The following is a 22,983-nucleotide window of genomic DNA, read 5'->3' as shown; positions in this document are numbered from 1 at the left end:
AAAGGGCTTGTTCACAAGCTCAAGCTGATAGTTGCTAAGCCGATATTCGTTGGGCTGCGATTCACTCGGCTGACAATAAAGGCCATTGAGTTAACGCGTTTGAATACGTTAACGGATAGCCTTGATGTTCAGCTAAGCATCACCAACAAACTCGGTGGCAAGGCCTGAAAATCAAAGGCCATGCCGATACTAAGAGCAGTGATGGTTAAGATAGAAAAGCCAAATACTTGCCTTGCCCAAACCACTAACTCGATGTTTTTGCGATAGCCACGCAATGCCATAAACAGCCACCACAAGCTAGTCACACAAGCCACCGCCATAAACGTCAGCCCGGTGTAACCGCTTAGCGGCAGAAGCGCGCTGACAATCGCAAATACAGCGATATACAATACAATATGCAATTTGGTTTTTGCGATCCCCTTTGCTACTGGCAATACCGGTATATTGGCTTTGGCGTAATCGTCAAAACGAAAGATGGCGATGGCGTAAGAATGCGGCATTTGCCACAAACTAAACATCAATAATAGGATAGCGGCGCCGGCATCAAATTGGCCACTTGCGGCGCAGTACCCCACAACAGGTGGCACCGCGCCTGACAAACTGCCCACTAACGTGCCATACACTGATTTGCGTTTCATATATAAGCTATACACACCCACATACACCACGTAGCCCAGCACAGCAAAGCCCACTGCAATGCTATTGGTATAGCGAATGAGCAAACCAAAACCGAACACCGCCAAGGCCACACCAAATTGCAGCGCGTGGACAATGGACACATCTCCTGTGACCGTAGCGCGATTGCGGGTGCGCTGCATTTTGGCGTCAATGTCCGTATCAATACAATTATTGAGCACACAACCCGAGGCCACCACGAGCGACAAACCTAACACCGTCATGAGCATCAACAAACCGTCAACCTCCCCTCGCGAGGCGAGCAAAAAACCACCGGCAACAGAGATTAAATTACCCATGATGATGCCGGGCTTAGTGATGTTGATATAACGTTTTACTTTCATGGTGGCCTCCTTATTACATCATCATCGCGTTAGCGCTGTAGATAATCCAAATGGACAACCCAACCACCATCACAATAATCAGTGCGGTAAACAGAAACGCAAATGTGTCCAAACGCCCTTTGACTGAAAAATTCAAGTGCAAAAAGTACTTCAAGTGCACCACAATTTGCACCAGCGCAAAGGACACCACACTGTAAAACAGGACTGATTTACCAAAGTGTCCACTCATCACCATCCAAAACGGAATAGCCGTGAGAATGACAGATAAAACAAACCCAATTAGATAGGACTTTACGCTGCCATGGGCAGTCGCTTCAGCAGAATGACTCATCACATTGCTCCTAATAAATATACGACTGTGAATACACAGACCCATACGATATCCAAGAAATGCCAAAATAAGCTTAAGCATCCAAGGCGCGTAACGGTTTGCGCACCTAAACCGCGCTTGAGTACCTCAAGCACCATGACCAGCATCCACACTAGCCCAGCGGTTACATGCAAACCGTGCATGCCGACTAGCGCAAAGAATGAACTTAAAAACGCACTGCGATCAGGGCCATTTCCTTCAACGATGAGATGATGAAACTCATACACTTCCATGGCAATAAACACACAACCAAGGGTCATAGTGACCAATAACCACAGTAACGTACCTGCACGTTGTTGCTTGTGAGCGCACAAGAGTGCAAAGCCATAGGTAATACTGCTCACCAATAACGCGGCGGTTTCAACCAACACAAAGTTAAGGTCGAATATGTCTTTACCTGATACGCCACCGTCGGTGTTCATGTACAACACGGCGTAGGTAGCAAAAACAGAAGCAAATAAAATGCAATCGGTCATTAAGTACAACCAAAACCCGAACAGCGTATTGCCGCCGGTGTCATGGTGTTCGTCATGTCCGCCCCCATGATCATCTGCATGCAAGCCGTGATCAGAGGCGAATTTTAGGGTGTCTGGTACGGCGCTCATAACGCTTCCTCCTTCACTGTGGCCACACTGGCTAAGTGTGCTCGTTCAATTTCAGCCACTTCTTGCGGCTCAACATAATGGTCCACGTCTTTGGCATAACAGCGTGCAATTAACGCGACTACCATACCCAGTGAGCCAACGATGGCTAACCACCAAATATGCCAGATCAAGGCGAAACCAACGATGCCAGCCGCCCCCGCGATTTGCATACCCGCAGCGGTATTACGTGGCATGTGAATTGGCATATATTCATCGGGTGCCTGATACTCAATACCTTTTTCTTTCATGTCTGTGAACGCGTCTATGTCATGTACCTTAGGTAGAACGGCAAAGTTATAGAACTGAGGTGGTGACGCTGTTGACCATTCGAGTGTGTGACCATTCCATGGATCGCCATCTACATCTGGGTTTTGTTCACGATCGCGAATACTCACGTAAAGCTGCACAAATTGCAGAATGATACCTACAAAGATAATCACTGCGCCTAACGCCGCGATATACAACCAAATGTTCCAATCTGGGTTGTTGGTATGATTTAAACGACGGGTCATACCCAGGAAGCCAAGCACGTAAAGCGGCATAAACGCCACGTAGAAACCAATTTGCCAGCACCAGAAAGAGTATTTACCTAAACGCTCGTTCAGATGAAAACCTGTGGCTTTTGGGAACCAAAACGCAAAGCCCGCCATGTAACCAAACACCGCACCACCTATGATGGTGTTATGAAAATGAGCCACTAAAAATAAGCTGTTATGTAATACGTAATCAGCACCAGGCACAGCAAGTAACACCCCTGTCATACCACCGATACTGAAAGTAACCATAAAGCCTAAGGTCCATAAAACCGGCACTGTTATGCGTAAGCGACCACGGTACATAGTGAACAACCAGTTGAATAACTTCACCCCCGTGGGTATGGCAATGATCATGGTCATTACCCCAAAGAAGGCATTTACGTCAGCACTTGAACCCATGGTAAAGAAGTGATGCAGCCACACCACGAAGCCTAAAATCGAAATCGCGCCACTTGCCCACACCATTGAGGTGTAGCCAAACAAGCGCTTACCGGTAAAGGTTGAAATAACCTCAGAGAAAATACCAAATGCAGGCAGCACCAATATATACACTTCAGGGTGACCCCACGCCCAAAACAGGTTGATGTACATCATAGCGTTACCGCCACCATCATTGGTGAAGAAGTGAAAATCTAAATAACGGTCAAGTGTCAGTAAACCGAGCACCGCGGTTAGAATCGGGAACGAGGCCACAATTAATATATTCGCCCAAGTACAGGCCCAAGTAAAAATGGGCATTTGCATCAACTTCATGCCAGGGGCGCGCATTTTAAACACGGTGGCTAAAAAGTTGACGCCGGTAAGCAATGTTCCGATCCCGGATATCTGCAAGGCCCAGATATAATAATCGACCCCCACCCCAGGGCTAAAGGACATCTCCGATAATGGCGGATAGGCCAACCAACCGGTTTTGGCGAACTCACCTAAACCCAAAGAGATATTGATCAACACGGCACCTGCAGCGGCTAACCAGAAACTCAAGTTGTTCATGAAAGGGAATGCCACGTCTCGCGCGCCAATTTGCAGCGGCAGTACAATGTTCATTAAACCAATCATAAAAGGCATGGCCATGAAGATGATCATGATAATGCCGTGGGCGGTAAATATTTGGTCATAGTGCTCTGGGGGCAAATATCCCTCAGCGCCGTTAGTCGCCATAGCGAGTTGAGTGCGCATCATTATCGCGTCAGAGAAGCCACGGATCAGCATGACCAATGCAAGAATAATGTACATGATACCTAAGCGTTTATGGTCAACCGAGGTGAGCCAATTGTGCCAAAGCACGCCCCACTTTTGATATTTAGTAATAAGACCAACAATGGCCAAGCCAATGACACCAATGACTGCCAGCGTTACCATGATAATAGGTTCGTGGTACGGAATGGCCTCCAGGGATAAATTTCCTAATAGCGACATAGTTACTCCTCCGCCTGCATGTGCATTTGAGCAGAATGCTCTTGATGGTCTTCATGCATATCATGGGAGTGCATGTTGCCCATAAACTGCATCACAATATGTTGGAACAGTTGACTGTCCACCGAGCCGTAATAATTAACGGGATTATTTTCACTTGGCTTTGCTAACTGGGCATAACTCTCATCACTCAGTTTTGCAGGGCTGTGTTTAACCGCGCTGACCCATTGCTCAAAGTCCTGCTCGCTGTTTTTAGCGATGGCTTTAAATTTCATTCCGGTGAACCCGGCACCACTGTAGTTGGCTGAAATGCCGTCAAACTCACCCGCTTCGTTGGCGATCAGGTTAAGACGTGTCGTCATACCTGCCATAGAATAAATCTGGCTACCAAGCTGAGGAATAAAGAACGAGTTCATGGTGGTATCAGATGTGATCTTAAATTCAACGGGCACATCTTTGGGGAACACCACTTCGTTAACCGTTGCGATACCTTGCTCTGGATAGATGAATAGCCATTTCCAGTTCAAAGACACCACTTGAATAGTGATGGGTTTATGCTCGTGATCTAACGGCTTGTAAGGGTCGAGCTCTTGAGTGGAGTACCAGGTCAAGGTGCCCAATATCGCAATAATCACAATGGGGATTAACCACACAACCACTTCAATTTTGGTTGAGTGTGCCCACTTTGGATCATAAATTTCATGCTCGCGACCTTCACGATAACGCCAAGCGAAATACAAGGTCATACCAATAACAGGAATAACCACCAGCAGCATCAGTACCGTTGCTACAACGATCAAATACTTTTCATCGATGCCCACCTGACCTTTAGGATCAAGCACACCACCTTCACAGCCCGACAACAATAATATGCTTGCCGTCAACGCTGAATAACCTAACTTACGGATCAACAAAGGATTTCCCCTACCCATAGTTTTCAAAGCACTGCCCAAGTGATTCAGGCAGCATTAAACACCGGACAAACCGGATTTATTGGGTGAGCGGGCTCAAGGTAGATAAGTGCTCAGACTGCTTAGCGCTAGCTGAACCTATGTATGTGACTTGGTGCTATCGCTAGCACACTAACAACAGTGACTTATTTAATGACTTGAACCGCTACAAAAATAGGGGGGAGCACGAGAGCCATGTGCGCTGGGCACAGGGCTGATAACAGCGGGAACAGTAAACAACGGCTTAGGTTTAGCCGCCAAATGACGAAGTACATAATCAGGTACAAGATTCAAAAGCCATAAAGCGTGTTTCGCGAAATAACCGCTTAGCGCCAGTAACCAAAGAAAAAATGCACTGCTAAGCACATCGAAAGAAGAAAAGTCGAGGGCGAAGCCGACTAACTCAGCCCCCTCGTAGATGCCGCCAAGCAATACACTGAAACCGCTTAAAAAAGCCATTACCCCAGACACCAAGCACACTTTCGCAAAAAACGACGAGCTCGATAGGTTCACCAACGCCTTGCTGCGCTGAATGAAGTTATCTCTATGGTAAGTAATTCGGTTCAATGTAAAATCCGGCGTTTATCACACGTTAAATACTGGGTATTGAGCAAGATCAATTTGTGCTCAATTTTGATGCGCGGATACTAGCAAAAGCCATTCAAGGCTACAAAGCGATGTCAGTCTTAAATTGTAAATATTCATTATTAAAATCATGGCATTACAAAATAAATACATTTTTAAAACATTATAAAAACAAATCAGTAGACGCGGAGATCGCAACCTCATGAATATTGCCCCGTTCCTTAAAATCGGCAACAAGCCACATATCTTGTATTGCTGTTTTCGGTCAAAAACGGCATGATTCTGGCGCTCTTTCAGTCGCAAGCCTGTGATGTATATGTGATTTAAGGTAAAAGTTAATTATGCCAACCCCAAGTGTTATCCCAGCCAAACAAATACGCAGTCAAGACACTCAGCGAAAACTTATGGCTGCTGTGCACCACTGCCTGCAAAGTAAATTTTTTGAGCACATCAGCATCAAAGAATTGTGCGATCACGCTGGCGTTTCGGTTGGTACCTTTTATCGGCGCTTTAAAAACAAAGAAGCCCTACTACCGCTGCTATACCAAGATTTTGGCCGCGAGCTTACCCAGTGGATTGAACAATTAGAGCAGATGCCGTTTGAGACGTTAGCTGAAGCAGTGAAACAGATAACCCGCAAGACCCGTGATTTTTTCATCGCTAATCGTAGCTTGTTTCGCACCATTCACCTTAATTCGCGCTTGCATACCCACATTGTGGCAGGTGAAGCTTTAATAGACAGACAAGTTATGTATAAGCGTATGAGTCAGATATTGCTCAGGTTCAGTGATGACATTAATGCTGCTGATAGATCATCGGTAACGAATATGGTGATCTTCACCATGATCACTGCTCTGCTCGATAAAGTACTGTACCCCGACATTACCCCATCGATTGCATGCGAGTTAGATTCTGTCGCCTTATGCGATGAACTAACAAAAATGTTGCTCTTGTATTTGGGTCACTCAAACGTGCAATAACCCGCGGCTCAGAGCAGTGGCAAAAAGCAAAATAGTGAATACCTCGAAACCATAATGATAACGTGAGAAAAACGAGCATGAAATTAGCGAAAACAATGGCCATATTAGGCCCAGGTATCGTTTGGGCCGCCACCAGTATTGGTGTATCACATATAGTGCAGTCAACCCGAGCAGGAGCAGATTTCGGTTTTGCCTTATTGGGCTTTATTTTACTGGCTCACGTGGTGAAGTACCCCTTTTTTCTATTTGGCCCTAAGTACGCTGGGTTAACAGGCAAGAGCTTACTCGATGGCTATCGCTCAGTGGGCAAATGGGCATTTTACCTGTTTCTCTGTTTAACGTTTATCACCATGTTTTTTGTTCAATCAGGGGTCACCATAGTCACAGCCGCATTAGCCATGAATCTATTTGGTGATGTGCTCACCCTTTCCCAATGGGCAGCCTTGATATTGGGTGTGGTATGCGCGGTGCTCTTGATAGGCCATTACAAGCTTCTCAACACGCTATTGAAATGGATGATGCTGGTATTGGTCATTTGCAGCATTATCGCTTGGTTTGCAGCAATCGGGCGTTTGGGATTCAGCCCGGCCGAAGGGGTGCCGACTATCGAAGTTGGCTCTATGGCAAGTATCGCCTTTATCGTGGCATTGATAGGCTGGATGCCCACCGCAGTTGAAGTATCGGTTTGGCATTCGTTATGGATATTATCTCGCGGGGCCAAACCTGGTGTTCAAAACGCGAAAAATGCGACCTTAGACTTCAACATCGGTTATGCGGCGAGTTTATTGTTAGCCATCATCTTTTTATGGTTGGGCGCTTTGCTCATGTTTGGCCAAGGCGAAGGTTTTGCCAACTCAGCAGCAGCATTTGCTGGGCAACTTGTCGGGATTTACAGCAATGCCTTGGGGGACTGGAGCTGGTTGCTCATGGCCATTGTTACCTTTGTGGCGCTATTTTCATCTACCTTTGCGGTTGCCGATGGTTTTCCACAAGTATGGAAGCGTGCCTATCAGCTCAACCACTCACATGATGACCCCTTACCCCTTGATAGCGCCAGTGATACGCCGCACGCTCGAAAAGGAAATGTGGTTTATATCGCCGCACTTTGCGTACTCGCCTTAGGCAGTTGGTGGATAATTTCTGACTTTAGCGCTGATATTAAAGCCCTCTTGGATTTTGTGACGACAGTGTCTTTTGTCAGTGCGCCTATCTATGCTTGGCTAAATTATAAGGTCATGATGGGGGCAGATGTTGACGCCCAATATAAGCCCCAAGGTATATTTCGTATCTACACTTTATGCTGCTTAAGCGTGCTAACACTCTTCAGTATGTATTATCTTTTTTGGAAGTTTGTAGCTTAAATATAAGAGTTTTAGTCATAGGCTTTACTGACGTTACTTAGCCCAACTAGGTATTGTAAAAACGTCCTAAAATGACTGCGTTGCACGGGCAGCTATAGGCTGACGTGATGCACATATTCACCCTGAGGAAATAGAATGAAAGTAACCGGCCGTTGCCATTGTGGCGAACTTGTATTTGACGCCGTTATCGATCCTGAAAAAACCATGATTTGTCATTGCACAGACTGTCAGCTGTTATCAGCTGACCGCATTTCGCACTGTGGTTGTCAGCGAAGTAGGCGGGCTAACGTTTTCTAGCGGTAAGCCGAAAGAGTACGTGAAGGTAGCGCAAAGCGGTAACCCGCGAGCCCAAGGGTTTTGTGAGCACTGTGGTACAGGAATTTATGCATCAGCTGTGGGCGATGAGCCCAAGGTATACAATTTGCGTATAGGGGCTATCGATCAACGAAATGACTTAATACCAAAGCGTCAAATTTGGTCAAGCTCTGCGCAAAAATGGCTGGCGGATATTGCTACGCTTCCTAGTTTTGAAAAAGGCCCTGTTTAACACTTTTCAGTGCTGGCTTAGCCATTCATAAAATGGGCGTTTGACTCATCTAAGTGCACCTAAAGCTTCGCCCTCGACTAGCCCCTGCTACAGTGGTGATCCGCTCGAGGGAGATTGCCTTATATCGCAGTTCGTCCCTGAACTGAATGTGATAGAAATATCGTGTATTAAATGAGCCTAAACGCTTATAGACTCGCGCTGACATCCCCTACTCACTCCTGCGATTTCCCTAAATCAATGCCTGACACACAATACCTAGAAGCCTCGTATTTTAACTTGTAATTCTTACAGCCTGAACGTAATAGTTACTGTTTATCAATGGCTCTGCATTGCTACACCTTTGTTTCTAAGCGCGTGAAGCACAGCAACCGCCGTTACTTAGGGCATAAAAATGAGCTGGCGTGCTCTTTGCGTAATCCTACTGCAACAGCTAATTTTAGAATAGCCAAGATGATTATTGTATTAGGCTAAATGTGCGCGCCATCTGTGCACAGCTACAGTCGACACCTTCCATCTTGCCTATTACATCTACGAGTAGGGAGAACATCATGTTAGCAGGCTTACGAGACATTCAACGATTCACTATTGCAGCCACAGACGGTGACATTGGCATCATCAAAGATTTCTTGTTTGACGACCGTGCATGGACAATCCGTTATATGTACGTCGATACCCATAAATGGTTACCCCTAGGGGAAAAGGTGCTGATCTCGCCTATTTCGTTACGAGAAATAGACACAGATGACGAAAAAATTCACGTTGCTTTGAGTAAACAGCAAGTGAAAGACAGCCCATCGATTGATGAAGAAAAAACCGTCTCCAGAGAGTACGAAGAAATACTGTTTTCTTATCTGGGTTACGGATATTACTGGACGGGCCCTGGTGCGTGGGGCGAATATGCTCACCCAACGGCCTTGGTAAACCAACAAGCGCTGGAGCAAGCAAACAGCAATTTAGAGGAGCACGATAAGAGCAAAGCTAATCACTTACGCTCAATCGATGAATTGCAAGGGTATGACGTCATCTCAGGCGGTGAAACAGTAGGCCACATTCATGACCTGATTTTAGACACGGACAATTGGGAAGTGCCTATGTTGATTATAGATACCCACAATTGGCTACCCGGTGGAGAGAAGCTATTACTGGCGCCAAAGCACATTGATGATATCAATTGGCTTGAGCAACGCGTGCACTGCACCCTATCAGCTGCGGATATTGAGCGTTGCCCCAAGTGCGATCATGACTTGCTAAATGACCCCGATTACAAACTCAAAGTGAAACGCGCCCTGCAGGGCTTGCCCAGCGCATAATTAACTGACTAACAGCCCCAACGCACAAGCTTGTGCATTGGGGCTGACTCTCGAAGATATAAAACTCTCGAAGATATAAATTTACCGCCAAACATCCCACAGCCGGAGATTATCATGCAACAAGCTTCCCCTTATCTAAAAACATTGACCCTTGAGGGTGAACAATTCTCTTATTATGCCCTTGATGCCCTCGCAGATACCCACAATATCGAGCGACTGCCTTTCGCCGCTAAAATATTGTTAGAAAACCTCTTACGCCACAGTGCTGAAAACTTTGTTCAAGAAGAAGATATCAACAAACTCGCCACCTGGGATATCAATGACCAGTCAACGACTGAGATTGCTTTCGTTCCTTCTCGAGTGGTGCTACAAGATTTTACCGGCGTACCGGCGGTAGTTGACTTAGCCGCCATGCGCGATGCCATGGTTGATTTAGGAGGCGACCCGCAAAAAATTAATCCGTTAAAACCCGTGGAATTGGTTATTGACCACTCCGTCATGGTGGATTATTTCGCCCAAGACGATGCCTTCGACAAGAATACCGCGATGGAAGTACAGCGTAATAAAGAACGCTATCAGTTCTTACGCTGGGGTCAGCAGGCGTTTGACAATTTTAAAGTGGTTCCGCCAGGTAAAGGCATTGTGCATCAGGTGAACTTAGAATATTTGGCACGTGTCACCTTTATTGAAGAGCAACACGAGCAGCCATTGCTCTATCCAGATACCCTAGTAGGCACAGATTCCCATACGACCATGATCAACGGCTTAGGCATTTTGGGCTGGGGTGTAGGCGGCATTGAAGCTGAAGCCGCCATGTTAGGTCAGCCAGTCACCATGCTAATACCTGAGGTAGTCGGCATGGAAATTACCGGCAGTTTGCCGCCCGGTACCACGGCGACAGATTTAGTATTAACCATTACTCAAAAGCTACGCGAATTTGGCGTCGTCGGTAAATTTGTCGAATTTTACGGCGAAGGGGTAAAACACCTCACTATAGCCGACAGAGCTACCATAGCGAACATGGCACCAGAGTATGGTGCAACGTGTGGTATCTTCCCGTTAGACGAACAAACCGAAACCTACCTGCGTTTGACTGGCCGCGAAGAGCGCAATATCAATGTGATCAAAGCGTATGCCCAAGCACAGGGTATGTGGGGCAGCGAAGCTCAGCAAAGCGCAATCTATCATGCGAATCTACACATTGACCTTAGTGATGTAGTAACCTCGATTGCGGGACCTAAACGCCCCCAGGACAGGATCCCGTTAAGTGAAGCTGCAGACAAGTTCAGTACGTGGTTATCTGAGCAGGAAAAATTGATTATCACCACCGAAGATCCCGAAAAAGGGCGTTTCGAATCAGAAGGTGGCCATCAAGCAGAGAAAAGTGAGGACTCATCAGAAGTTGAATACAATGGTCAGCGTTTCAGCCTCAACGATGGCGCAGTCGTGATCGCGGCCATCACCAGTTGTACCAATACCTCTAACCCTTCGGTGCTGATTGCTGCCGGTTTACTGGCCAAAAAAGCCAGTGAAATGGGTTTGTCAGTGAAACCATGGGTGAAAACAAGCTTCGCGCCTGGTTCTCAAGTCGTTACCGAATACCTTAATAAGGCTAACCTCACCCATGAGCTCGAAAATTTAGGCTTTCATCTGGTTGGTTACGGCTGCACTACCTGCATTGGCAACTCAGGGCCACTGCCCGAGCCTATCAGCGCTGCTATTCGTAAAGAAAAGCTAAATGTGACTTCAGTGCTATCAGGTAATCGTAATTTTGAAGGTCGTATACACTCCGACGTAAAAGCTAATTACCTTGCCTCTCCCCCGTTAGTTATCGCCTACGCGCTAGCTGGTAATATGCAAATTGATTTGCTTAAAGAGCCCCTTGGCACCAGTAAAGACGGTAAGCCAGTTTACTTGCGTGATATTTGGCCAAGCAATGAAGAGATTCAAGCGCTTGTGACTGATGTGGTCAATAGCAACATGTTCTCTGAACGTTATAGCCATATTTTTGAGGGTGACGAAACTTGGAACAATTTAGACGTGGTCGATAGCGAGCAATATAACTGGCCTGAATCGACTTACGTTAAAAAGCCCACCTTTTTCGATGGCATTAAGCAACAACCCGAAGCGATCAGTGCCATTAAAGATGCCCGTTGCTTGTTGAAACTAGGCGATACGGTCACCACGGATCATATTTCTCCAGCTGGTAGCGTTGCCCCTGATGGCCCTGCTGCGCAATACCTGCAAGCGCACGGTGTTGAGGAGCACGACTTCAACTCTTTTGGCTCACGCCGAGGAAATCACGAAGTTATGATGCGTGGAACATTCGCCAATGTCAGATTGAAAAATCAACTCGCCCCCGGTACAGAAGGCGGCTGGACGCGCTTTCAACCATCAGCTGAACAGATGTCTGTGTTTGATGCAGCAATGAAGTATCAAGAACAAGGCACGCCAACGGTGGTAATTGCGGGCAAAGAGTACGGCACAGGGAGTTCTCGCGACTGGGCCGCAAAAGGTCCACTGTTGCTCGGTGTCAAAGCGGTAATTGCCGAGAGCTACGAACGAATTCATCGCTCTAATCTGATAGGTATGGGTATTCTACCCCTACAATTTAAATCAGGCGACAGTGCCGCCAGTTTGAAGTTAGACGGCACGGAGCAGTACTCGATTGACGCCATAGATGGAGATCAAAAAGAAGTAGTGGTATCGGTAAAAGGCGAACAAGGAGAATTCACTTTCGACGCGCAGATCCGCATTGATACCCCCAATGAGTTCAGTTACTTCAATGACGGTGGCATTCTTCAATATGTACTGCGAAGCCTAAATAAAAGCGCTTAGAAAAGCGCGTAACGAGCACAGCGCTTACCTATTTAGTTGAGGCTTGCACCACTTAATCGAAGCCGACCATCTATACTGGTCGGCTTTTTTGTAAGCTCTTAATGAACAGGTGTTGCTCGGGGAGTCTCACTGTGGCAAACGCTGTATTTCACCTTTCTGTGCTTTAGGAGTTGTTATAAATAGGTAAATTTTATCTCTTAGTTGGGTAGCAATTACGCACTTTACATTAGCCATGCTAGACGGATTTTTAAGTTATTGATTCTTAAAGCCTTTTATTTTTAAGAAGTTGGCACAAGAATCGCTTAGTAATATGTAAGCAAAGTGTGAAATCACTTAACCATAAGGAAGACAATGATGAAAACCCAGATAGCAAATTCGTTAAAAGCATTTTTAAACTCTGTTGTATTAGTTGGTATTCTAGTCGTTGGACTAACCTCGTGTGCCACGATTGACGGTGCAGGAGAAGACATAGAGAGTGCTGGTGAAGCAGTCCAAGACGCGGCTAACGACTAAGCATTTGGTTAGGGTTCAGCCCGACCACCGAGTCTTTGCTGCTCAGCGAGCTTTTTTTCGCTCTATTTAAGCAAAGTATAAAGTCCATGTTAAGCGCTTATTTGTCTGCTAATGCAGACACCAGATTGCTGTTTTTGAGTAGGAGATAGAAGAATGATTTACTCTAAAGATTCAACAAACCGTTTTGTAGAGCACTTACGCCGCATACAACAATCAATTCAGCCTTCAAGCCCAAATAAGGCAGTCGCGCGCATGAGCAACAACAGTTGGTTAAGCAAGTTAAACCCTAACCGCTAGACCACCAAGTATCGCATTGCTCGAAAGTCTTACGCCTCAGCGGACTGCTCGAAAGTCGCACGACTCAGCGGACAATGCAGGCGTGAGTCATGTGCTTACGTTCAAGCGTTCAGTAACAGGTTTCTTAATTGGCGCACTGTTTAGTGAGCAAGCTTATCGACTGACGCTCTTATTGGCTGATGCTCCTATTGGCTGATGCTCTTATTGGCCGTCGCTCCTACTGGCTGATGCTCTCATTAATTGACACTATTTGGATACGCTACCCTCGTTAGCAGTCATTGCGACTTTGAACTTAACAAGCTGTTTATGGCGCATTCATAGCGTGTTAATAGCACCGAATTCACAGCCTTGAACTACATACTAGAGCCTTACGCTTTGGGCACTGTGTCAAATGTTCGCGCTATCAAGACGCCTGCTCAGTGAGAATACACATCAACGTTAAGATTCTTTAGCAGCCCGGCCATGCGCACTGAGATATGCTTCTAGTGCGACCACTTTTAAAGGTTTGCTATAGAAATAGCCTTGGATGATGTCACAACCCATCGATTTTAAGATCTGCACTTGATAATCATGTTCCACACACTCAGCGACCGTACTTAACCCTAGGCTTTTGCCTAAGGTGATAATAGTGCGCACTATGCCTTCATCCCGTAAGTGATGGTCTTCAGCGTTCCCCTCATGAACACAATCTGGCGCAACCAAATCATTGATAAATATGCCGTCTATCTTTAATGTATTGATGGGTAGGTCACGCAAATAACTCATACATGAGTAGCCTGTTCCAAAATCGTCAATGGCGATTTTCACCCCCAAACCGTGAATTGCACTCAGTACATCAACCGCTAACTCGGTAGATGCGATGAAAGTATTTTCAGTGATTTCTATTTCCAAATACTGCGCCGCTAACCCCGATTGATGCAATGCGCCTTTGATCAACTCGAGGCACTGGGGACTCATCAAAAACGATGCGGGTAAGTTCACGGCAACAGGTACAATATCAAAGCCCGCCCGCTGCCAATCTGCATTCTGCTGGCATGCCTGCTTTAACACCCACACACTGATGGATTCCATTAACCCTATGTCTTCTGCTATGGGTAAGAAAGTGGCTGGATTAATATATTCTTGGCCATTATTCCATCTTATTAAAGCTTCTAAACCAACCAGTTGTTCGTCGTTCACATTCACTTTAGGCTGATACACCAAAGCAAACTGCTGTTGAGCGGAGGCTTGGCGCAATTGGGTTTCTAGCTCTAATCGCCACACTGAGTCATTCAACATGTCTTGGTCAAAAAAGCGGAACCGCCCAGGGCCCAATTCTTTTGCCTTATACATGCTAGTGTCAGCATGTTTAAGTAAACTTGATGCATCGTCGCCATCATCAGGAAAACACGCAATGCCAATACTGGTAGAGATGTGTAATTGATGTCCAGATACAATAAGCGGCAGACTCAAAGATGCGATAATCTCTTTTGCCAAACTGTCCACTGAGCTGAGTTCCTTCGGGTTTTGAATTAGCACAACGAATTCATCTCCCCCCCAACGACCTACCACGTCACTGTCGCTTAGTTTATGTTGGATCTTCTTGGCCACTTCAATTAACAGTTTGTCACCCATGAAGTGCCCTAAGCTATCATTTATGACCTTAAAGCGGTCTAAATCGAGAAACATCAAGGCTAGATTGGTTTTACGCTCACGGGCTATTTCAATCGCCTGACTAATTTTTTCTGTCAGGGAATGTCTATTTGGTAGTTGTGTTAACGCATCAAAATTAGCACGCTCGTACAATTGCTCTGTGCGCAACTCTACCAGCCCTTCTAAGTGTTCATGATGTTCGCTCAACTTTGATTGGTGCTCTTCAATGGTATCTAGCATAGAGTTAATACCGTTGACCAAGCGCCCAATATCGTCTTGTCGACGATTGAAAATACGTTGATCGTAACGGCCTTCTTTGGCGACGTAATCAACTAAGTGAATAAGGCGTTTAACCGGTGACTGTAAGCGCTTTTGCATACGCCAATTCAGGAGGTAGGCTAACAGAGAGCCCAACGCAAATACCCACAGTACTATGCGCCCGTACCGTCGCTGCTGAGCCTGTAGCGAATGAGTATCAGCTGATAAAACAATGTAGCCAAGTACGTCCTCACCTAAGGTAATGTCTTGGGTCAGGTAAAGATTATCGTTTGTAAAAAAGTATCCAGGTTTGATGTCATCTAACATAACATCCCAACTTGCATCGTCCCAGGTATAAGTCGCAAAGCGCTTTTTTTCAGAGTCTAGTAATTGGGCAAATCGCATGGCTGGGATCTTAGCTAAAGACGCCAGGATCGTCTGGCCTGCTTGCTCATCATGAAAAAGTAACGCTGAGCGGCTTGCCGCTGACAGCAAAGAGGCGTTGCTGCCCATAGTTTTAACGAGGTTGTCGCGGTAATCATCAACAAACGCGGAATAGATAAGAAAGGCAGCAATGGCCAATATCAGCAAATTTGTGCCGATGATCGCCATTAATTGCTTTTGGAAAAATGATGCGCGCCTGAGCTTAGAAAAAAGCATTATCGAGCAATCCTAGCTAATTTAAGCAATTCAGAGCTTACTATCACGTCTACTCTGGCTAATTGTGCTAAATCAAACTCAAAGCGCACTCTTTGCTCTTGGGTATAAAACCTTATCGCGCTGTTCGCTTGTTTCACGTCCGTGGACTCTAGCACAATCACCGCCCGCCTCATTTGGTCTAGGGGTTGCTCAAGAGAAGAATGAAAGTATGCCATATGACATAGCGGCTCTTCCTGCACATGACCGATGGCGATATGCATCTTGTTGTTTCCCTGATTATGACGTACTACAAGGGCCTGCATAAATTCAAAGAATGGCCGATCACTTTGCAGACACAATTTGAAATCATTTTGCGCGCCACTGTCCGTGGGCCAGCTCATATATTTAGTGAAATTCAGTAAATAGGCGGCCTTTAGTTTGCGCTCCTTACTCAACTCTTCTTGTGCTAAAGCCGAGTGTAAAACCACGATATATGATAATAAGATGGCGCACAGAAAAAGCCATTTACTGATTTTCCCCTCCCCTCTGTTTGCTTTATTCACTTTGATCAAGTCAGACACAGTATCACTACATCAAACGGGATAAGGTTAAGCCAGATTGGAAATTTTCTTTTGGTTGCGGGCCATTCAAATTCTGATAGAGAGGCTTTGAAAATGCCAAACTCAGCGCATAAGATTCGCTGAATTTCCATCTGACACCGATCTCAGCACTGATTTTTTTGCCACCATACAATCTTGGATTGGTAATACTCGCAGGATAGGGAAATGCACCACTGAGGGTAATTTCATCGTCTTGCCCATGAATGGCACTGCGGTACTGGTAAGACAATCCAACAAAGGGTTTCAGGTCGTCTGATGTGTTAAAGCGATAAGTACTTGCAAGACTGTAACTATTACCTAGACGATAATCCCTATCATTTTTACCGGTGCGTATCATCGCTGACATACTCAAACTAAAATCGTGCTCGCCCATGCTTTGGTAACTAAATTCTAGAGGGAAATCATACGTCCCCGAACCAAGCTGCATTGTATAAGGTAGCTGCTGGTCCCCTGCATCTCGTGGAGTATTACCTTTTTCGTCAATTGAGCCTGTAGGCAAGCTGACACCGGCGGTAAACCACCACACATCATCCGTTGTCGCGATAAGGCGACGACTCACCGACACCACAGCATCACCTATGCCATCACTATCGATTGTAAAATGATCATAGCCAGGCACAACGCTAATATGGTCAGTGCTCTGGGTGATATACGGTAAAGAAACGTGCACTCGCCAATCAGGGGTAATGCGATATCCCATCGAAAAAACATGCACTTGTTGGTCGATTACCGTAGGAAGAATAGGAAAGTTACTGTCCGTTCTTTGAGTGCCCGCACCTTGCCACAACACCTCAGAATCTGCGCGCTTAGCGTCACCATCAAGATAGCCTCGAAATTCAGCAAACTTAAAATTATATGCGAATGTCCAAGGGCTGCTCGCTTCACTGTTTTCGCTATCGTCCGCGATATTCATGTCAAACAGCTCATTTAGACTCAATTCGGCAAATTCAGAAGGGGTACTTTGTGCGTATGAGAGCTGGGTAAACCCGCTCGCTGCGATGAAAAAAGACAACGAAAAAGAAGAAAATTTAATCATGTTATTAGGCCATAAATTGAAAAAGATAAGTACGCCAATACGTTTTGTCACTTACTGTCTACAGTATCTATACTAATCTATACTACTGTATTGGCTGCAATTATTCAGATAAGCGCATATAGCGTCCTGCATTAAGCCCTACGATTAACGGTAATATTTTTACCGTTAATCGTCCAGTTAATTAAAGCACCTCAAGTGCTTCACTTAAACGAGATACCCCGATCACTTCGATCCCATTAATGTTTTGTTTTGGCATATTGGCTTTTGGCACGATAGCTCGCTTGAATCCATGCTTTGCTGCTTCGCTGATCCGTTCTGAGCCATTAGGCACGGGGCGTATTTCACCAGCAAGTCCCACTTCGCCAAATGCAATTAACTGTGAATCAAGGGTCTTATTTCTAAAACTCGAAACAATGGATAGTAAAAGCGCTAAATCAGCACTGGTTTCTGCGACCTTTACGCCGCCGACCACATTGGCGAAAACGTCTTGGTCGTTCATCTGCACATCACCGTGTCGATTCAATACTGCTAAAAGCATCGCCATTCGGTTTTGCTCAAGACCAACAGCGACACGACGCGGGTTTGCGGTCTGTGAATAATCCACCAATGCTTGTATTTCCACCAGCAATGGGCGAGTGCCTTCCCATACCACCATAACAATACTGCCAGGAGACTGCTCTTCTCCTCGACTTAAAAAGATGGCAGAAGGATTACTCACTTCCTTTAATCCTCTTTCGGTCATGCCAAACACACCCAATTCGTTCACAGCACCAAAGCGGTTTTTCTGACTACGCAACGTGCGATACCGGCTGTCACTTTCCCCTTCTAACATCATGGAGCAATCAATACAGTGCTCTAACACTTTGGGCCCAGCCAGACTGCCATCTTTCGTAACATGCCCCACTAACAGCATGGCAATATGGTGCTGCTTTGCAAAGCGAGTTAAATATGCGGCGCTTTCTCTTACTTGCGAAACACTACCGGGTGCAGATGCCACATCGGCCACATGCATCACCTGAATGGAGTCAATCACCATAATTTTGGGGTTGAGGGTTAATGCTAATTCACAGATAGTTTCAACACTGGTTTCGGCCAGCATATTCAGCTTATCGCTAGGTAGATTTAAGCGCTGAGCGCGCATAGCAACTTGTTGCAGCGATTCCTCCCCCGTGACATATAGCGCAGTGCGCTGCGCTGCTAGTTGGCACATGACTTGTAGCAACAAGGTACTTTTGCCTGCTCCAGGTGAACCGCCAATCAAAATTGCACTGCCCGGCACTATCCCCCCGCCTAATACTCTATCAAGCTCACTAAAGCTTGAAGTAAAGCGCGGTAATTCAGCCACATCAATGCTGTTAAGGGTTTCAATTTTGGCCCCAGTTTGACCGGCGTAGCCGCGCAAATTGCGCTCAGGCTGGCTGCGAGCAGGACTCACCACAAATTCTGTGATGGTATTCCAGGCATTGCAGTCATTACATTGTCCTTGCCAGCGCGGAAATTCTGCGCCACAGTCACTACAGACATAGGCGGTTTTACGTTTGGCCATATTGCTCCACAAACAGTGTTTACAGTGATAAAAACGACAAGGGTTACATTCAGTGTTGAATACGTTTTACTAATTTTGAAAACGAAGAACCTTGAAGAAAGCCGCTTATAATAAGATAAGCTTGCGTATATTGCATTATGAAAACCGCACAGCGTGCCGATAAGTCTTTATGGCGTTCGTCTTTAACAATAAAAAATAAAGTACGTATTCATTATGAATCAAGATCTCGAACAATATCATGACATTATCGAACAATTAAAACCCATGATACATGAGCCAGAGTTTAGTCAAATTCTGGCTCAGGTTGCCGGTTCGGTGCCCAAGCAAAAGCGCTTCCTGCTCAAGATGGAACTGAAGCGTTTAGCGCGTCCATGTACTCGACTAATCGATTTACGCGGGCATGTGGACGGAAAATGTAAGCTCTATGAATACGAGAGCCAAAGGCACTATTTAGATGACACGGCGATAGAGGTGTTTGAACGTCAGGTGCGCTCATTTGGCGAGTACACGGTTGGCGTGTATGAAGCGGTATTAAATACCGAAAACAATTACCGCGTGATGCATAAAAAAGAACAACAAGCTTCTTCACAACCAAAGCAACCAGACAATTCAACCCTTCCGGTTAGCCGTGGCTATTCAGCCCCTATCATGCCTTTTGGCGAATTCGCCCAACGGGGTGAAGAGCGCATGAATTATTCAATGAGTGTTGAACTGTTCACTGAAAATAACAAAAGCATGTTAGCCACAACGGTCGACGTATCCCTTAGTGGTTTAAAACTCAAAATAAGCAAAGAGCATAGATTTAAAGCGGGTGACCGTTTAGCCGTTCAGTTCAGAGGGTTAGAACATGAGTACATGTTGGACAACCGCCAAGGTGTGCAATATGTCATTGAGTCGATTGACCGCAATGCACAAGACCAGCGATTACACCTGAAACGCTTATTCGATACCTTAATGCCTAGTTTTGATCGCTTTCTTGAGCGCTTTATTCATGGCAACAAGCGCCGCTATAAAGTCAATATGGACAACACATTTGACGCCATACATAAGAAAACGTATGAGCAATATTACATTCCCAATTTCACCTCCATCCCCGTATATATTGACTCTACTGACGGAGTATTCAAACCACGTTATGCATTAGCAAATGATTGCAATCGGCAAGATATTTTCTATTGGAATAACGAAATTAATGATCTCAAATTGGGCTACCTTTTTAAAAATGAGAGAATTAAACAATGCCTCACGTATCCAAAAGGAAGACAAGAAACCTACCTATACGCGTTCCATCATATTAAAAATGAAAAGGTGTATTTTTACTCCGCATCGCACGAGGAGCTATTAGCAAACCCAAGCTTACATGAGTTGTTTTTAAGTTACGGGTCACGCAAAGTGAGCTGGCGAGTATATAAGTTTCAAGTACAAGAGGTTGAACCTAAGCAAAGTCACCGACCTCTCTCCATTGCCGATAGCATCAGCGAATCAGTCAAGCGTCAGAATCAACCACCAACCCCACGCTTAATGTCTCGTTTACGCCACTTAAGTCATATTGCATTACTAACTAATGTGACAGATGAATCAAACACACTCTGCTTTCAAAAACTGCCACTTAATCGCGCCAAGCTGCCCAGTTTAAAAGTGTTTGGTCATCCAAGGAATCGTAGCCCAGAAAATATCCCAGTATTTCGATTTAAATATGCAAATCAGCGCCGAGAGTCTCGTTTTATGCTGCGTAGCGCTGTGCAGCTCAAAGTGGAAGATATAATTATTGAAGGCCACACAGAAGATATATCCACACACGGCATTAAACTTGAGTTAAAAACGTTTTTTCATAAAGCCACCGATTGCCAAGTGCAACTGAGTTTTCCGCAATTGCAAAAAGTCACACGTAAATACGATCTGAGTAACCTTTCCTATCAAGTTCGTCATATTTCTAACGAACGAAATGTGCTGCACTTAAACGTATTAAATGACGAGAATAGCGGCGCCACCAAAGCTTTTTTTGAAGAGTTGATTAAAAATAATAAAAATAAACTTAAAGCATATCGAGATGAAGAAGATATTCCGGGTATCGGTGAAGCCTTGCGTAATATCTATGCAAATAATGTCCCTAACGTAGCGTTTTTTATCCGTAAAGAAGGAACCAAATTTGTACCTGATGCCACAGCGACCTGGGCGAACCAGAATCGATTGACCAATTTACTGAGTTTCCAAGCGCCCCCTGGGGAGTTCAACTTACTGCCTCTGTTTGAAGGCTTCAATGGCCCGATTGATTTTGTGCAGCAAACACTGACTCACATTAAGCCCCATCAGCGTCCCGTAATGAGTGAGCTATTTGTGGCATTTGATCCCAGCAAAAACAGTGTTTCAGAGGCGATAAAGAGCTGTTACATAGACCAATTCGCCAACGACGATCAGCGTCGTCAATTTATTGCGCAAGCCCTTGAGCAAGGACAGTTTATTGCGCTAAAAATATTTTTAGCGCGCACTGGACGTCCAGATATTGACCGCCTGCAATCAGAGATTAACTACGTAGGTGTTTATGCCGTTCACAGAGCGAAACAACTAGAAGAAAAACTGTGGAACATAAATGGTGTTGGGGATATTTTAGATATAACGGATTTAGTGATGAGCCGATACCAATTCGACACGCAAGCCATTGTGAATAACTATGAAAGGCAACTGCATCACCCGCAAAAAAGCATAGAAATAGAACAGTTATTAAACGCTGAATAGTCTTAGGCTAAGCGCCAGTATTGGCGCTTAGCCCTAGTCGTTTACTTTTTACACGGTGTGGCCGCCGCCAATACCCACAATATAGAATCTAAACCGCCGTTTCGAATAGAAATATCCGCTTGGGCACGTACAACCGGCTTTGCGTGAAATGCCACGCCAAGCGCTGCAGCATTCATCATGACCAAATCATTTGCCCCGTCGCCCATGGCCATGGTTTGACAATCTGTGATATCGAATTCATTCGCCAGCTCTAGCAATGTAGCAGCCTTGACCTGAGCATCGACCACTGACCCTGAGACCCGCCCCGTCAATCTACCATCAACTATTTCAAGCTCATTCGCTACAGCAGCATCAAGCTCCAATCTGTCAGCCAAATAGTCCGCAAAATAACTAAAACCACCGGAGGCAATCGCTAATTTCCACTGGTGCTGCTTTAAGAATCTGACTAAGTTAAAAATCCCCGGCATTAGCGGCAGGGCACGGCGCACTTGCTGCAATATGTCTTCATTGGCGTCCTTGAGGCACCCGACTCGGCTACGTAAGCTTTCCTCAAAATCGAGCTTTCCTTGCATGGCCTGCTCAGTGACACTGGAGACTTCCTCTCCTACCCCGGCAAGCTTGGCAATTTCATCGATGCATTCAATACTGATGACTGTGCTGTCCATGTCCATTAGCAATAAACCTGGTTCATCCAAACGCGGCGCACTTGAAAATAAACATATTTCTACTGCATGCTCATTCGCAATACGCTCTAATAATGGCCTTAGGTCTTCTTTGCTCAGCCGCTCTACGCGCAGCACGATACCGACGCCAGAAAGAGGCACATCTCGCAAAACTTGGTAACACAGCACATTTAACTTATCCGCAAAGGCCATGGACACAGCGAAGACTTTCGCGAGGCTTAACCCCTCAGCGAAGATAACCAAGCTACTGTGCTCTTTGGTTAAATCGAAGCCCTTTAAGCTGAGCTTGCTGGGGGTGAAATGCTCGTGAGCAATTGTGCTAACAATGCGATCATTGATGAAATGGAACTGATCGAACGTTTGATCTGCAATCAAACGTTCAAGGAAGAGGCTAGACGCCAATTGTTTAGAGTGCGGGCTAAATTCAAACACGTATTTGACCTAAATAGTAATTAGAGCTGAATGGTACC

Annotated in this window: 18 protein-coding genes and 1 pseudogene; 8 read left to right on the top strand and 11 right to left on the bottom strand. The window is 45.6% G+C overall.

Annotated elements, in window-relative coordinates; translation table 11 throughout:
- Positions 1–128: 128 nt before the first annotated feature.
- The 6 genes from cyoE to AC0VYA_RS06205 all read right to left on the bottom strand — a co-directional run bounded on the left by cyoE (position 129) and on the right by AC0VYA_RS06205 (position 5,499).
- Entirely contained in the window at positions 129–1,019 is an 891-nt protein-coding gene (gene cyoE, locus AC0VYA_RS06230; RefSeq protein ID WP_475490415.1) for a heme o synthase, read from the bottom strand.
- Between the two features lie 13 nt (positions 1,020–1,032).
- Entirely contained in the window at positions 1,033–1,350 is a 318-nt protein-coding gene (gene cyoD / locus AC0VYA_RS06225; protein ID WP_011574143.1) for a cytochrome o ubiquinol oxidase subunit IV, read from the bottom strand.
- Positions 1,350–1,994 carry a cytochrome o ubiquinol oxidase subunit III gene (cyoC, locus tag AC0VYA_RS06220; RefSeq protein WP_475490414.1) on the bottom strand — a complete coding sequence of 215 codons (645 nt, stop codon included), beginning with the start codon at positions 1,992–1,994 and terminating at the stop codon, positions 1,350–1,352. Before cyoC ends, cyoD begins: the two co-directional genes overlap by 1 nt.
- Positions 1,991–3,985, bottom strand: a complete 1,995-nt coding sequence (gene cyoB / locus AC0VYA_RS06215) for a cytochrome o ubiquinol oxidase subunit I (RefSeq protein WP_475490413.1) — start codon at positions 3,983–3,985, stop codon at positions 1,991–1,993. The genes cyoC and cyoB overlap by 4 nt, the downstream gene beginning before the upstream one ends.
- Before the next feature lie 2 nt (positions 3,986–3,987).
- Positions 3,988–4,896 (bottom strand): ubiquinol oxidase subunit II, encoded by a 909-nt coding sequence (cyoA, locus tag AC0VYA_RS06210; RefSeq protein WP_475490412.1) that lies wholly within the window; start codon positions 4,894–4,896, stop codon positions 3,988–3,990.
- A gap of 186 nt (positions 4,897–5,082) precedes the next feature.
- Positions 5,083–5,499, bottom strand: a complete 417-nt coding sequence (locus tag AC0VYA_RS06205; protein ID WP_475490411.1) for a hypothetical protein — start codon at positions 5,497–5,499, stop codon at positions 5,083–5,085.
- A gap of 359 nt (positions 5,500–5,858) precedes the next feature.
- On the opposite strand from AC0VYA_RS06205, the gene AC0VYA_RS06200 reads away from it, so the two are divergent.
- The 7 genes and pseudogenes from AC0VYA_RS06200 (at position 5,859) to AC0VYA_RS06170 (ending at position 13,363) form a co-directional block, all read left to right on the top strand.
- Complete coding sequence (locus tag AC0VYA_RS06200; RefSeq protein ID WP_475490410.1) at positions 5,859–6,497, top strand: TetR/AcrR family transcriptional regulator; 639 nt, start codon at positions 5,859–5,861, stop codon at positions 6,495–6,497.
- Positions 6,498–6,574: 77 nt separating this feature from the next.
- Positions 6,575–7,858 (top strand): NRAMP family divalent metal transporter, encoded by a 1,284-nt coding sequence (locus AC0VYA_RS06195; RefSeq protein WP_475490409.1) that lies wholly within the window; start codon positions 6,575–6,577, stop codon positions 7,856–7,858.
- Positions 7,859–7,993: 135 nt separating this feature from the next.
- Positions 7,994–8,405 (top strand): annotated as a pseudogene (locus AC0VYA_RS06190) (GFA family protein).
- 548 nt (positions 8,406–8,953) lie between these two features.
- Complete coding sequence (locus tag AC0VYA_RS06185) at positions 8,954–9,715, top strand: PRC-barrel domain-containing protein (RefSeq protein WP_475490408.1); 762 nt, start codon at positions 8,954–8,956, stop codon at positions 9,713–9,715.
- A 114-nt stretch (positions 9,716–9,829) separates the two neighbouring features.
- Positions 9,830–12,553, top strand: a complete 2,724-nt coding sequence (gene acnA, locus AC0VYA_RS06180; RefSeq protein WP_475490407.1) for an aconitate hydratase AcnA — start codon at positions 9,830–9,832, stop codon at positions 12,551–12,553.
- A 354-nt stretch (positions 12,554–12,907) separates the two neighbouring features.
- A complete protein-coding gene (locus AC0VYA_RS06175) occupies positions 12,908–13,066 on the top strand; it encodes an entericidin A/B family lipoprotein (protein WP_006992141.1) in 159 nt (52 codons plus the stop codon).
- 153 nt (positions 13,067–13,219) lie between these two features.
- Positions 13,220–13,363, top strand: coding sequence for a hypothetical protein (locus AC0VYA_RS06170; protein ID WP_475490406.1), 144 nt, complete (start codon positions 13,220–13,222; stop codon positions 13,361–13,363).
- 438 nt (positions 13,364–13,801) lie between these two features.
- Here AC0VYA_RS06170 and AC0VYA_RS06165 read toward each other — a convergent pair whose 3' ends face one another.
- The 4 genes from AC0VYA_RS06165 to radA all read right to left on the bottom strand — a co-directional run bounded on the left by AC0VYA_RS06165 (position 13,802) and on the right by radA (position 19,094).
- Entirely contained in the window at positions 13,802–15,913 is a 2,112-nt protein-coding gene (locus AC0VYA_RS06165) for a putative bifunctional diguanylate cyclase/phosphodiesterase (RefSeq protein WP_475490405.1), read from the bottom strand.
- Positions 15,913–16,473 carry a YfiR family protein gene (locus tag AC0VYA_RS06160; RefSeq protein WP_475490404.1) on the bottom strand — a complete coding sequence of 187 codons (561 nt, stop codon included), beginning with the start codon at positions 16,471–16,473 and terminating at the stop codon, positions 15,913–15,915. Before AC0VYA_RS06160 ends, AC0VYA_RS06165 begins: the two co-directional genes overlap by 1 nt.
- A gap of 7 nt (positions 16,474–16,480) precedes the next feature.
- Positions 16,481–17,548: a transporter family protein gene (locus AC0VYA_RS06155; RefSeq protein WP_475490403.1), complete on the bottom strand. Its 1,068-nt coding sequence runs from the start codon at positions 17,546–17,548 to the stop codon at positions 16,481–16,483.
- 181 nt (positions 17,549–17,729) lie between these two features.
- The gene (gene radA, locus AC0VYA_RS06150; RefSeq protein ID WP_011574130.1) at positions 17,730–19,094 is read right to left on the bottom strand and encodes a DNA repair protein RadA; all 1,365 of its coding nucleotides are present in this window, start codon (positions 19,092–19,094) and stop codon (positions 17,730–17,732) included.
- Positions 19,095–19,307: 213 nt separating this feature from the next.
- Between radA and AC0VYA_RS06145 the strand changes: the two genes are divergently transcribed.
- The gene (locus tag AC0VYA_RS06145) at positions 19,308–21,830 is read left to right on the top strand and encodes a PilZ domain-containing protein (RefSeq protein ID WP_475490402.1); all 2,523 of its coding nucleotides are present in this window, start codon (positions 19,308–19,310) and stop codon (positions 21,828–21,830) included.
- A gap of 41 nt (positions 21,831–21,871) precedes the next feature.
- On the opposite strand, the gene serB is transcribed toward AC0VYA_RS06145, so the two are convergent.
- Positions 21,872–22,945 carry a phosphoserine phosphatase SerB gene (gene serB, locus AC0VYA_RS06140; RefSeq protein WP_475490401.1) on the bottom strand — a complete coding sequence of 358 codons (1,074 nt, stop codon included), beginning with the start codon at positions 22,943–22,945 and terminating at the stop codon, positions 21,872–21,874.
- Between the last annotated feature and the right edge of the window lie 38 nt (positions 22,946–22,983).

The organism is Paraglaciecola sp. QJM3NY_14, from assembly GCF_056173245.1.
This window is presented reverse-complemented; position numbering and strand designations above follow the sequence as displayed.